13 protein-coding genes are annotated in these 13,355 nt (G+C 35.7%); 4 read left to right on the forward strand and 9 right to left on the reverse strand.

All coding sequences use genetic code 11. From position 1 onward, the window contains the following. Nucleotides 1–153: 153 nt before the first annotated feature. Nucleotides 154–1,350 (reverse strand): M20 metallopeptidase family protein, encoded by a 1,197-nt coding sequence (locus BUB45_RS09345; RefSeq protein ID WP_073007772.1) that lies wholly within the window; start codon nucleotides 1,348–1,350, stop codon nucleotides 154–156. Between the two features lie 140 nt (nucleotides 1,351–1,490). Between BUB45_RS09345 and BUB45_RS09350 the strand changes: the two genes are divergently transcribed. Further along, a complete protein-coding gene (locus BUB45_RS09350; RefSeq protein ID WP_170861738.1) occupies nucleotides 1,491–1,739 on the forward strand; it encodes a DUF2188 domain-containing protein in 249 nt (82 codons plus the stop codon). A gap of 56 nt (nucleotides 1,740–1,795) precedes the next feature. Here the strand turns inward: BUB45_RS09350 and BUB45_RS09355 are convergent, their stop codons facing one another. Then, complete coding sequence (locus BUB45_RS09355; protein WP_073007775.1) at nucleotides 1,796–3,976, reverse strand: DNA topoisomerase III; 2,181 nt, start codon at nucleotides 3,974–3,976, stop codon at nucleotides 1,796–1,798. Nucleotides 3,977–4,221: 245 nt separating this feature from the next. Between BUB45_RS09355 and ytaF the strand changes: the two genes are divergently transcribed. Next, the gene (ytaF, locus tag BUB45_RS09360) at nucleotides 4,222–4,947 is read left to right on the forward strand and encodes a sporulation membrane protein YtaF (protein ID WP_342068350.1); all 726 of its coding nucleotides are present in this window, start codon (nucleotides 4,222–4,224) and stop codon (nucleotides 4,945–4,947) included. Between the two features lie 402 nt (nucleotides 4,948–5,349). Here ytaF and BUB45_RS09365 read toward each other — a convergent pair whose 3' ends face one another. Further along, nucleotides 5,350–6,141: an SDR family oxidoreductase gene (locus BUB45_RS09365; RefSeq protein WP_073007783.1), complete on the reverse strand. Its 792-nt coding sequence runs from the start codon at nucleotides 6,139–6,141 to the stop codon at nucleotides 5,350–5,352. Nucleotides 6,142–6,864: 723 nt separating this feature from the next. On the opposite strand from BUB45_RS09365, the gene BUB45_RS19865 reads away from it, so the two are divergent. Continuing rightward, the gene (locus BUB45_RS19865; RefSeq protein ID WP_170861739.1) at nucleotides 6,865–7,032 is read left to right on the forward strand and encodes a hypothetical protein; all 168 of its coding nucleotides are present in this window, start codon (nucleotides 6,865–6,867) and stop codon (nucleotides 7,030–7,032) included. A gap of 105 nt (nucleotides 7,033–7,137) precedes the next feature. Here the strand turns inward: BUB45_RS19865 and BUB45_RS09370 are convergent, their stop codons facing one another. Together BUB45_RS09370 and BUB45_RS09375 are read right to left on the reverse strand one after the other, a co-directional pair. Next, nucleotides 7,138–8,049, reverse strand: coding sequence for a DUF2817 domain-containing protein (locus BUB45_RS09370; RefSeq protein WP_073007786.1), 912 nt, complete (start codon nucleotides 8,047–8,049; stop codon nucleotides 7,138–7,140). Nucleotides 8,050–8,062: 13 nt separating this feature from the next. Next, nucleotides 8,063–8,491 (reverse strand): hypothetical protein, encoded by a 429-nt coding sequence (locus BUB45_RS09375; RefSeq protein ID WP_073007789.1) that lies wholly within the window; start codon nucleotides 8,489–8,491, stop codon nucleotides 8,063–8,065. 453 nt (nucleotides 8,492–8,944) lie between these two features. Here BUB45_RS09375 and BUB45_RS09380 point away from each other — a divergent pair, with 453 nt between their 5' ends. Next, nucleotides 8,945–9,622 carry a hypothetical protein gene (locus BUB45_RS09380; protein WP_139300129.1) on the forward strand — a complete coding sequence of 226 codons (678 nt, stop codon included), beginning with the start codon at nucleotides 8,945–8,947 and terminating at the stop codon, nucleotides 9,620–9,622. 57 nt (nucleotides 9,623–9,679) lie between these two features. On the opposite strand, the gene BUB45_RS09385 is transcribed toward BUB45_RS09380, so the two are convergent. From BUB45_RS09385 to BUB45_RS09400, 4 genes are all read right to left on the reverse strand, one after another. Next, nucleotides 9,680–10,597, reverse strand: a complete 918-nt coding sequence (locus BUB45_RS09385; RefSeq protein WP_073007795.1) for a peptidoglycan DD-metalloendopeptidase family protein — start codon at nucleotides 10,595–10,597, stop codon at nucleotides 9,680–9,682. A gap of 174 nt (nucleotides 10,598–10,771) precedes the next feature. Further along, on the reverse strand, nucleotides 10,772–11,347 hold the full coding sequence (locus BUB45_RS09390) for a C40 family peptidase (protein ID WP_073007798.1): 576 nt from the start codon (nucleotides 11,345–11,347) through the stop codon (nucleotides 10,772–10,774). 191 nt (nucleotides 11,348–11,538) lie between these two features. Next, nucleotides 11,539–12,696 (reverse strand): N-acetylmuramoyl-L-alanine amidase, encoded by a 1,158-nt coding sequence (locus BUB45_RS09395; RefSeq protein WP_073007801.1) that lies wholly within the window; start codon nucleotides 12,694–12,696, stop codon nucleotides 11,539–11,541. A 70-nt stretch (nucleotides 12,697–12,766) separates the two neighbouring features. Then, nucleotides 12,767–13,355: N-acetylmuramoyl-L-alanine amidase family protein (locus BUB45_RS09400; protein ID WP_139300130.1), on the reverse strand; the 589-nt coding region annotated here is incomplete at its 5' end.

Below are 13,355 nucleotides of genomic sequence, written 5' to 3' on the forward strand. Positions count from 1 at the left end.
CTATATTAACCTCCCTTATATCATTAAACCAAGCTTACTTCTTATTTAATGATACATGAGATCATGATTGCAAGTAAACAGCTTTGAACAAAAACTTTAAATCTAGTACGTATCCACTCCAATTGCACACACCATTATTGTTGCCATCTATTTTTATGATTCTTTTTCAAAAGCATGCAACGTATCTATCGCTAACTGCGCTAAAAAGGATGTTCCGATAGGTAAAGCACGTTCATTTATTTGAAAGCGCGCATCATGGAGGGGAGCTTGTTTATTCGTTTCGTCTAATTGCGCCCCTAACCAAATAAATGCACCAGGGTAACTCTCTAAAAAGCGACTAAAATCTTCACCAGCTAAAGACGGATTTATTTCAGGTGTATCTAGTTTTAATCCATTAGCTGTTTCCCTTGCTAGACTGGCCCATTTTGGTGTATTAATCGTAGCAGGATAACCATCTTGATACATAATATCTGCTTTCACTTCAAAAGCTTCTGCAATCTGTTTCGTGATGGTGAAAAAACGTTCCTTCAGGCGAGCTCGTATAGATGGCTCATAGGTACGAATAGAACCTTCCGCTTTTACTTTGTTAGCGATAATATTCGCTGCCTCGCCTCCAGTAATTTTGCTTATCGTTACAACGGATGCCTCCAAAGGATCAAGACTTCTACTAACAATGGTTTGCAAACTAGTGATAACATGACCTAAAGTCACCATTACGTCCGTGGTTTGGTGAGGCATGCTGGCATGTCCGCCAACCCCAGTAAGGGTGATTTCAAATCTATCCGAAGCCCCCATCATTTCTTTATTTCTCACACCAATTTGTCCAACAGGCAAATCCGGCCATACATGTTGACCGTAAATGACATCTGGAACATATTCAGAGAATATACCCTCATCCATTAATCGCTGGGCTCCTCCTTCTGGCGCATCTTCTTCAGCAGGCTGAAATACGAGCAATACCGTTCCATTAAATTCATGACGTAATTGTTGCAACACATAACCCACTCCTAACAGCATAGCCATATGCGCATCATGCCCGCAAGCATGCATTTTATTTTTGTATGTTGAACGGTAAGCGTGGTCGACTAATTCCTGAATAGGTAATGCATCCATATCAGCTCGAAGCGCCACGGTTTTTCCTGATGATTTACCATGAATAATACCTAATACACCATGTGTTGCGTATCCGGTTTCAAAAGGGATTTCAAACTGCCGTAATTTTTCTTGAATAAAAGCTGAAGTTTTATTTTCTTCATTGCTTAACTCCGGATATTGATGGAAATATCTACGTATAAATTCCACTTCTTTCTCTATCTTTTGGACTTCATAAGCTAATTTCGATTTTTTCATTATTCCCTCCAATATAAACACTGTAATAATAATTTATTTTAGCATAGATTTTATTTTTTTGAAAATTCTATGAAAACCCCAGTTTTATCGTTCATTTATTTAAGGTGTTTAGAGCAAGTTGAAATGGGGAATTTCTTTATATGCTAAAAAATAAAAGGGCGATAATACATCAAAAAGGAGGTTTCATTTTGAAAACATATAGTGTAACACCGAATGTAGATGGAACAGGGTGGTTTGTAAAACTTGAGGATGTTGCGCCGGAAAAGTTATACGGAACAAAAGATGATGCCATTGAAGTTGCAAAACAAATGGCAGATGAAAATAGGCCTAGCAAGGTGGTAATACTCGATAAATTCCATCAAGTACTAGAAGAAAAGCAGTTTAACTAAGTGTTGAAGAGCCAAAAACCTTGTGATACAAGCCATCACAAGGTTTTATACTTCGTTTATTTCTTCAAGTTTAGTTTTGCCAGTTGTTCTGCTAAAGCGTTATTAGCAAATCCATCATCATCCTGCTTTTTCAAGTATTTATTAACTTCTTTTCTCGAAACATTATGCTTTTTCTCTCGTTCTTTTCTTGTCTGGAACGTAGATAATTTTTCTCTATGCCCACATTTACAAGTGAAGATTTGCCCTTCTCCTTCTCCACGAAGTTCCAGACGTTTATGGCAGTTAGGGCAACGAGCATTTGTCTGCTTGGCAATATTCTTTCTATGCCCACATGAGCGATCTTGACAGACTAACATTCTCCCTTTTTTATTGGATATTTCCAGCATGAGTTTTCCACAATCTGGACATTTTGTTCCCGTCATATTGTCATGTTTGAATTTTTCCTGACTGGATTTAATTTGCCGAACAACTTGTTTTGTGTAGCCTTTAATTTCAGAAATAAACTGCTCTTTCTTCGCTTTTCCTTCTGCAATTTGACTAAGTTTTTGCTCCCATTCGGCTGTCAATGCCGGGGAACGTAAATCTTCTGGTACGAATTCAAGCAGTTGTTTGCCAGTTGAAGTTAAATAGATATACTTTCCTTTCAACTCCATGTACATGTTATGAAATAATTTTTCAATAATATCTGCGCGTGTGGCGACCGTACCAATCCCACCCGTATCTTTTAACGTATGGGCTACCTTTGTATCATACGTATTCATGTAACGAACAGGGTTCTCCATTGCTTGTAATAATGTACCTTCTGTGAATCGTTCTGGTGGTTTCGTCTCTCCTTGTGTTAACGTATAACGAACAGGGTGAAGTTGCTGTCCCTTTTCTATAGTCGGTAATTGTTGTTCATCTTCTTCTATATCATCCGAGAAGTTGCGCTGATATAATTCCTTCCAGCCTTGTTTCTTAACCATTTTCCCTCGTGCAACAAACTTTTCACCCTTTGCTTCAGCGATCATTGTCGTTTGTTCATATTCATGAGGATCTGATAAAACTGCCAAAAACCGCTTTACAACTAAATCATAAATTTTTCGTTCTTTATCATCAAGATCCGAAAGCATAACAGATTGTTCGGTAGGAATAATCGCATGGTGATCTGTTACCTTCGCATTATTTACAACTGATTTTGGTAATTTTAAATCTTTACGCAAAATCTTGTTAGCATGACGAGCGTAAGCATCTACGCCACACGCTTTTACGCGATCTTTTAATGTAGAAACGATATCTGTTGAAATCACACGTGAATCTGTTCTAGGATAGGTCAATACTTTATGCTGTTCGTATAGTTTTTGCATAATAGACAAAGTTTGCTTACCAGAAAATTGAAACATTCGGTTAGCATCACGTTGTAATTCTGTTAAATCATACAATTGTGGTGCAGATTTTTTCTTATAATTTTTCTCAACATGCACAATTTGTAGCGCTTCATTGGTTATTTTCTGAATTATTTTTTCAGCTGTTTGTTTAGAGAAAAGTCGTTTATTATTTTTTTCATCTTGCCAAAGAAGCGAAAACCCTTTATTCGTTTTTGCTTCTATTCCATAGTATGTTTTCGGTTGAAACGTTTTTATTTCCTTTTCTCTTGAGGCTACCATCGCTAAGGTTGGTGTTTGCACACGACCAGTGGATAGTTGGGCATTAAATTTTGTCGTTAAAGCTCTTGTAGCGTTAAGACCAACATACCAATCCGCTTCAGATCTTGCGACGGCTGAAGCATATAGATTTTCGAATTGTTTCCCCGGTTTTAACTGTTTAAATCCATCTTTAATTGCCTTATCCGTTACAGAAGAAATCCATAGACGCTTAACAGGTTTTTTCACATTTGCTTTTTCCAACACCCAGCGAGCTACTAACTCTCCTTCTCTTCCAGCATCTGTAGCAATAACAATTTCATGAACATCTTTTCGATGAAGTTGTGTTTTTACAGTTTGAAATTGTTTCCCTGTTTTTTTAATTACTGTCAATTTTAATTCTTTCGGCAGCATCGGAAGGTCTTCTAATTTCCATGTTTTATATTTTGCATCATAAGCCTCCGGATCTGCTAACGTCACAAGATGCCCTAGCGCCCATGTGACGATATATTTTGAACCTTCTATAAAACCATTTCCTTTTTTATCGCATTGCAATACACGGGCAATATCCCGTCCTACAGAAGGCTTTTCTGCTAATACTACTATTTTACTCATATTTAAAATCCTCTCTAACGTTACCTATTTTTCATCATAACATAAAAGCGAGTTTCTTTTACACTCCAACCCTTAAAGGCATAGGCTTCGGAAAAATGTGTACTTGCACAGCTAGTGAGGAGAAAAGTTATTCGTCTTAGAAAAACTTGATCTATCTCCAAATTTTATGGAGAAAGCCGTCATTTTTGCTTAACCTATAAATCCTAAAATTTTTATATTCACCTGTAGCGTAAGCAAAATATGCAGTGAATATAAAGCATATGATTTATCACGAGGCATGCAGAAGTTGGATACGCACAACAAATAACATCGCACATACAATATTTTTAGAACAATGCAAAGGAATTGATGCTATGCTATTTTATACAGGGTTAATTCTATTAGTAATTGCGGTAAGTTTAGACAGCTTTAGTGCAGGAGTTGTTTATGGTATGCGTAACATTCGTGTTCCTTTTAATGCTCTTTTCATTATTATGGTATGTTCTGGAGTTATCGTATTTGTATCTATGACTATTGGTAGTATGTTTCTTACTGTCCTTACACCAGACATTGCCAGTATGCTCGGAGGAAGTATCTTAATTGTATTAGGTTGCTTTGCCTTTATTAACTGTTTACGTTCAAAATCGGGCACGTCGAATCAAAACCAGAAGCGGAAACAAAATATCTTAACAACTGTTTTATCTACACCTGATAAAGCTGACTTGGATCGTTCTGGTATCATTTCACCAAGTGAAGCGATATTGCTTGGCTTCGCTTTAGCTCTAGATGCATTCGGCGCGGGGATCGGTGCATCTATGCTAGGATATGCCCCTATTGTAACCGCTTTGTTAATTGCTTGCATGAGTGGCGCTTTCTTATACCTAGGTTTAACAGCAGGCAGAATACTAACGAAAAATAGGCATATGCAACGACTCACCTTTCTCCCCCCGCTATTACTCATTACACTTGGCATAACAAATTTAGTTCATTAACTTTAAGATGATTGTCAAAAGCAGATGATTTTTAAACACTGTCGTTATGATAATTAATGGATTCATCCGTTACGGAAAATATATGTCGCTTTTACACGAGTGGCGGGTGACCCAGTTCGTTCTAACGCATTGTTGGGTCTCACCGCCACCTATAGAAGTCTACTTATGTGTATACATTGCCAATTACCTCTGAGGTTGATAAATCTAAACCGTCACACTGTAGCTTGTCTTTTCTATGAATATTGCTGTAAATCCAAACTTAGGTGTACTTGTAAATGGGATCCATACATGTACTTTTTCACTTGGATAACAATGACCTGATTGACTTCGTAAATTTTAATTCAGCTTTCCTTTCGCAGTTCAAACAGTCTAGTTTGCGTGTAGAGACGTCATTTATTTTATCTACAATGCTTTTACAAGGCCACCATCTACGATTAAAGCTTGACCTGTAATATACGTATTTGCTCCGGAAGCTAAAAATACAATTGCTTTAGCAAATTCCTCTGGCTTACCATAGCGCTTCATGGGAATATTTTGTTCAGCTTTAGCCATGATATCTTCTGGCGATGTTTCCAACTTCTCTGCCTTTTTCTTATTTAAATCAAGCACCCGATCTGTTTTCACAGAACCTGGACCCACCGTATTAATTAATATATTGTCTTCACTTAGTTCTTGAGCTAACGTTTTGGAAAGACCAACTATACCTGGTCGCATTGTATTGGATAAAACTAGATTATCTAGTGCTTGCTTAATTGAAGAGGAAGCAATATTGACAATCTTCCCGCCTCCATGCTGTTTCATATGCGGAACTACTTCACGAATTGTTCTTACAAAACTAAGTAAATTTAATTCAAATGCATGATACCAGCTTTCATCATCCATGTCGAGAAAACTTCCTGCTGGCGGGCCTCCAGCATTATTAATGAGAACATCTATCTTCCCTTCTCTTTCTACAATAGAGAGAATCATTTGCTTAATTGCATCCGCATCTTTCATATTGCATACGTAGTATTCCACGTTTGGATTAGCCGTAGCTTCTTTTATTTCTTTTACAGCCTTCTTTAAGTTTTCTTCATTTCGGCTACTAATAAACACAGTTGCTCCTTCTTTTGCAAACTCTGTAGCAATTGCATTTCCTAACCCTTTACTTCCAGCAGTAACTAACACGGTTTTGTGTTGTAATTGCATATCCATTAATCATGCTCCTTTTTATCATGGCTTTTAAGTATTAATCCTAATTTCCCCACAACAATGGGTTACTTATACAAGTTTTCCTCTTTCACTACACGAAGAAGCTGTTTGTATAAAAATAAGCTACAAAATGTCTAAATTATAGTATACCTAATATGAAGCTACTTTTCCTCTTCTGGATCATATAAAAAATCATTTTTCTTAGAGTCATCATTGACAAAACAACATTACTATGATAGTATTTATTAATTGTAATGAAGTGGCATATAAGCATTGGCATTCTACTATGTTTTTGACCATGCTTATTCACACTGGCGCGACTTCGGGGTCGCAAGGACGTAAGAGCAGGTAGGGCTTACGTTGCTTAATTTTTTATAACTATAATTTGATGTAGTTGAGTTAGAAGAATGTTGATGCTACAAGGTTTTTAATCAAACTATGAAATTTTAAAAACGCAGGATAATGCACAATGACGAATTTATTTGGGGCTGTTTCTTGGGGCTAAATAAATTACGTTGAGGCTAAATTATAACAATAAATTTTAGGCGTGGGTAGGCGTATAATGATATATTAATTCAAGGTCATTTAGGATAGCTTTTCTCTTTTGAGGAAGGCTATCCTTTATTTTAAGAGAAGGTTTTTCATGCCTTCTCTTTTTGTTTTATATAGATATATTATCTATAAACTGATACTATTTATTTAATACATGATAAAGGGGTTAGTTTCATGGTAATGAAAATAGGAAAGAAAGTTAAAATTATAAGTAAAGAAACAGGAGAATCACTTACAGGCGTTACCACGTTCGATACAGCGGACAAAATATCAATAAAGCTAAAAGATGGCGTCGAGAAAACTTTCATACGTAAAAAAGTGGATGTAGAATACTTAAGATAACCTCAACAACTGTAGTTGTTATGTTATTCGTAATAATAACTTTAAATAATCAAATAGACATGCCTCAAATACAACGAGGCATGTCTAGAAAACTTCATATACTTTTCATCTAGAAAGCTTATATGTTTGATTTTGAAACGCTAAAATTTGCTTATTATCCAATTCCACTTTCCGTTGTCGATAGTATTTCATCGAAGTTATGAAAAACAAATATAGTGAAGCCATACCGTAATTCATTATTTCTTCATCACTTAGAGGGGCATCTAATCCGTTAGCTAACATTCTTGGTCTCACTATTTCAGTTATATAAGAAAGCGTATGTTTTGTATGAGGGTTACTCCTATCACGCATATATCTTCGTGCTAATCCTCGCAAGAGCCTATCAAAACCTGGCCACCTTACTACTGGCTGTCTTGCAAATAAACTTAATGAATCAGTTATCAAATTTCTGATTTTATCTGTTTCATACTGGCCATTTCCAACAATTAAATTCTTCCCATTGCTACTATCCATAGAACTACCAAACATGTGAATGTCAAGAAAGGCAAAAGGTTTTTCAAAGTCCATCACTCTTTTAACATTTTGCGTCTCAGATTGTGTAAAATCACTAAAATCTCTATTTAAATCAACACCGTTAACGTTATACCTTCCAACATTATTACTTTCATTATGAGATGTTCTATCAAAACCATATGGATTAACAACCGGAATATATACAATGTGGAAACTCTTTAATAAGTCAGATCTAAATGCCTTGTCTGCAAATGTATTATCTCTTATTTCTTCCATAAATCTCATACTATACAAAGCACCCATCCATTCTGTGCCATGCATACTTGCTATTACTAGAATAGTTGGTTTATCCGTGTTTCCCATCTCAATTTTGTACATATTGTAGCTTCCACTTTCATCTTTACCAATATTAGTAACATTACTAAAACCTTTAATTCTACTCTCCATTTGCCTATATGTTGGCAATGTTAACAAGGCTGAAAAATCATAAGGAATATTAATCATATTGATTCTCCTCCTACAATATTCTGTAAATAGCTTTGAAGGTAACGTTATCTTCTGGTTTGGGTGTACCATCATGTTTAAACGCTAGTTTGGAACCACCTGGTAGTATCATCGGGGTTCTAAGCTGAAATTTATACTCTTTTGAATCACTATCATAAGAAACAACTTCAAAATTGCAGTGACCATCGTTTGCAATGCGTGAAGGAATAGCTTTCCACCTACTGCCATTTGGATTAACTGTTTGAAAAAGTTGACCATCAAAATTGTAGTTAGGTTTGGTACTATCTATATTCAAAACCGGAAAAATGCTATTACTAGAAACAGAGTACTCCAAAAAGTCTAATATAATATCTTTGTCCCATTCTTCATAAACTTTAACTGTATCGCTTTCCATAAATTCTGCTCTTAATTCATTAACTAGTTGTATTGAATTGCCAATCATAAAAACATCTCCTTTTTAATTATCATTCGCCCTTAACGAGAACGTATGTTCTTATTATACGCGAACTTTTGTTCGTTTTCAAGGTGGGAAGGAATTTATTACTCACTGTCGAATTAGTAAGTGCACTGCGGAGTGTGTAATGTAAAACTGAATCAAACTGACTATGTGTACCTTGACGAATTTCACACAGTCACCCACCACTATTGTTTTAAAAATAAATCAGTAATCATTGCTGTGGGAAGCTTTAAGGAGATTGTTGATAGGTTCGATTTTTTTAAGTAGCTACTTCAAGTGTTACTTATACTCCAAGCCTAGCATTTTATTTTCTTTCATGGTAAATTTACCTTAATAGTGGTTTCGTTTATAATGTTAGCAGAAATTTTTTAAACGTAATTTAACTGAATAGCGACTTTTAATTAAGATAGAATTGGTGGTGCTACCATGAGGGGTTTAATGTTTATAATTTCTTTAGGCATACTAGGATTTTTTTACTTTAGTTTGTCAACCAAGGATTTAGGTACAACCGAACTTATTAATATAGTATTGTTCCCTGTTTCGCTTCTCACTCTTTATGTTGCCCGTTTACAATACCGAGCGAACCACTCTCCTGTTATAACTGTTAAAATTGTTAAAGAAAGAATCATAACAGATGTTGAAACAAACGATTTTAAAGTTATTGTTAAAAATCTAGGTAATGGAGTTTGCATTGATTCATTTCTGGTGTTGAAAGAAAAGACAACTGATAATAAAAGTAAATATTACCTCTCTAAGCCAGTAAGAGAAATCCATCCTAAAACAACTGTTGAATTTGTTATTAATAAAAGTAAAGATACTAAAGACATAACAAGATATATGCTAATATATATGGATTTTTTAGGTTACTTATATATAGCGGGGGATGCTCATAAAGGGAAAACAGACAAAGACAATAAACATTTGCACAGACTCACAAAGCCTACTAAACCATTATTTTTACTTCATCCTACCAACATAAAATTTCATTGGTGGAAGTGCAGAGCGATTAAACAAAATAATACATACTTAGGACAAATAGAGAAAAAAATCAAAAACAATAAAATTATTGTTAAGGAACATATTGAAACTTTAAATAGGGAATCAACAGAAAAGTAAGCCTACCCCAATATAATCTGTACCCTTTGTAAAGGAGTAGGCTTTTTTAATATTTTGCTAGTCCACCCAAAAAGTAAACTTTTCATTACCCCATTGCTTCGTATCGGTATACCAGAACTTCCATTCAACTTTTTCAGATGTACTAAAGAAAACAATTTCATAAGGTCTTGCTGGGTGATTCCAGTTCACCCTATAACTACTCCTTCTATCAATATAATCATCAAACTTTTGCCAAGTTTTCTTTCCGACAACTCCGTCTGTTCTTAAACCATGATCTCGTTGAAAATGTATAACAGCTTTTTTAGTATCAGAATTATACTTACCAGTAATAGAACCTACTACACTACTATACCCAGATCCATGCAACATTCCTTGCAACAATTCAACATATGCTTCTCTTCCAGAATAATTTTTATGCCCTATAGTTGGAAAATCAGACCAATCATCTAAATCTGGTTTTGGAATAGAATTATTACTTTTTCCTAAGTAATCTAAAGGATCTACTCTATGACTTCTTGAAGCCCACATATTAGTTGTGCCTTTTAAAATTTCAAAATGCAAATGTTGTCCAGTAGAATCACCTGTATTCCCCATATACCCTAATACCGTTCCTTGGCTAATATTTTGCCCCGCTGAAACTTTTAAACTACTTCTCATATGAGCGTACTTAGTAATGTATGTTACTCCACCAATTGAATGTCGAATTGCAACAAGATTCCCATAATCCCCTGCGGTGTTGCTGCTATGATACTTAGCGTAGATAACTTTACCTGGAGCGCTTGCTTTAATGGGTACCGTACCACCTTTTGCAATATCTAACCCATTATGAAATGATGACAGACCTCTTGTAATCGTATAACTCCCCTCTACCGGCCAAATAAAATTACTTGCTGCATTCACCTTGTAAGTCGGCGAAACTGGTATAAGGATTAATATTAAAGCAACGGTCAAAAGTAATTTAGTAATTTTTTTCATAGTCTCCCCCTACTAATATTCTACTTTTACTATTTCGACAACATTTTCTGATATCCTTCAATATTTACCAAAACTTTACATCAAATAATAAAACCCCACCCAAAACACCCCAAACATTAGGTTTTTTCTCTAACATTTGGGGTGAAGTATCACTTCGGACGGGGCTTTTTAAAGCTATAGACTTCCAGACACTTTATACATATTTGGTACACCCCTAAGAGCGTACGGAGGTAAGATGCCAAATTTATTTGGGCTGAAACCTAAATTATAGCCAGGGCCATAATAATAGCTTTGCCAGACCAGTTTACTACAATATGTCTTATTTTTATTTTTAAGAGTCCAAGCAGCTTTTCCTGCCAAGCTATAAGGAGCTATAAAAGTTGTTTTATTGCCATAGTATCTAACAAAATCCATAGCTTTATTACCTGCTTTATTAGCTGCTATTTTATGTTTATGCCTCCAGATTTCAGTTTTAGGGTAAGCTCTCTCCCAACCACTTAATGATATTTTTTGAATAGGTTTATTAGGTCCAGGAATATGCACAGCATAAAGCCTACCGTTTGCTGATCTGCCTACTATTCCGGCATGACCAGCGAATTTAAAACTCGTACTACTCGTAACTAAAATGTCACCTGCCCTATATGAAGCTGCGCTTGCTTTACTGGTAGAAAACAACATAAAACCAATGAAGATTAAGGCAAATACAAAAACAAACATCATCTTTTTTCTAAATCCAATAACTGTTGTCATTTCGATTAATACCCTCCTATACTTTTCTATTAAATTTACTATCCTCCTTTCTATTTAAATATTAGATTGTTTTTTCCACTAAAACCATAAATTAACTGTTTTTTTACAAAAAATTAATAATTAGTTATTAATATACAACTGAACACCAATTCCTCTTATGTATTGCCCCTCAACCAGAGGAGCTTCTTAAATTAATACACGTCCGATTTACGCACCCAAGACATAATGCCATCGAGTAACACACGATCTGATTTAACCTGTTTAACCGTGTATGATTTACCCTTAACAAAGTCAGCAATCGACTCACCAGTCGCAAAGGTGCTTGCTGATTTTTTAACCGTTACTTTTTGGCCAACAGAAAATGATTTTGATTTTTGTTTGCTGTATACGGCTGATTTACCGGTCAATCGTCTGTTTACCTCTCGCTTAACTTTATTATAGACTGATGAGCTGAGACCTAACGACTTACGCCTATTAGCATGTCCATTACCATGCTTGCCGTCAATGACCTCTTGTGCCATCTGTGCAACAGTTTTACCTTTAGGTTTAGATGCTGTTTTAATGCCCGATCTACGGTTAACCTCTTTGCGCACCTTGTCATACTCAGCTTGAGTAATCCCTAGTGATTTACGTCTAGCATCATGACCGTTGCCATGTTTACCAGTAATCACTTCTTGTGCCATTTTAGAGATGGATTTACTTGCTGGCTTGCTAGGCTTAGATGGCTTATCAGCAACAGCCGTTCCATCCAAATCCTTAAATTTAACCCCATAATAACGACAAATAGCCTTAGCATGTACTCTTGCCATATCTTTTACATACTGCTTTTGCTTACTACCGAAAATCAATTCAAAGTCCTTGTCACCAGACATAAAGCCATTCTCGGATAACACGGCTGTCATATGCGTTTCTCTACAGATGTGCAAATTTGTCCAAATATTAGGTTTAGATGCATGTAAGCCGTTGCCATGCGTAGAATAACCAGCCTTTTTAACCTCGTCCACAATAATATTAGCTAACTCTTTAGCATCATTTGCTGTATGCCAATAAAACACACAACGCCCGTTAACATCGGGGTTACCGTTGTAATTAGCATGTAAAGAGTAAACTAAATCAACTCCTTTTGCGTTATAGTAATTGGTACGTGTGGTTAAACCTACGTCAGGACTAAAAGGCTTTTGTTTCATGATTGTTTTAAATCCGTTGTGCTTTAATAATTTGTCTAACTCGACTCCCACTTTTGAATTAAAATCATGCTCCGCATAACCTTTACCACCAATATATACGCCCTTGTTTGGTGGAAACGTATCAGAACCGTGTCCAATGTCTATTGCTACTACTTTTGTCATTTAGCCACATCCTTTTAAGTTTTTTGCAATATAAAAAAGGCACCCATTAAATGAGTGCCTTCCCTAATCACTACGCTTCAATAACGTAGACCGCATATCCAGGAATAATATCTCTTAATTTAGATTGAGCTTCTTCAGCTTCTTTCAAACTATTAAAAGCAGCCCCTGTAATAATACGGTAACCAGGGTTCCAATTTAAACTTTCCGGAACTTCATACAATACCCAATTAAAATTCTCTTTAATAGCTGTTTTAGCCGCCACTAAATCCTCTGCAAAATCAAATTTTCCTGTTCTTAAACGGTACTTCATCCTACCATCTCCTTGGTTATATAAGTAATTTGCTATTGCTTTTGCATGGGCTTTTGCTACTGCGTTGATCCAACTTGTTTGTTTCATTTTAGCTGCATCTTTAGCATTATCAATAAACCCGTTTTCTGTTAATACAGAAGGCATATCGGATTCTCGCAGGACATGAAAATCCGCCTTTTTTTGCCCTCTATCCCGTAATCCATTTACTTTTATAATCTCTTCGTGCAATGCGTCTTGCAATTGGCCATCTATTGAGTTAGTTGATAGGGTCTCGTGGATATAATCTTCATACCCACTAGTGCTTTCATTAAATGAATTAATGTGAATAGAAATAAAAACACTAGCCCCC

The organism is Virgibacillus chiguensis, assembly GCF_900129865.1.
GTDB lineage: Bacteria > Bacillota > Bacilli > Bacillales > Amphibacillaceae > Virgibacillus > Virgibacillus chiguensis.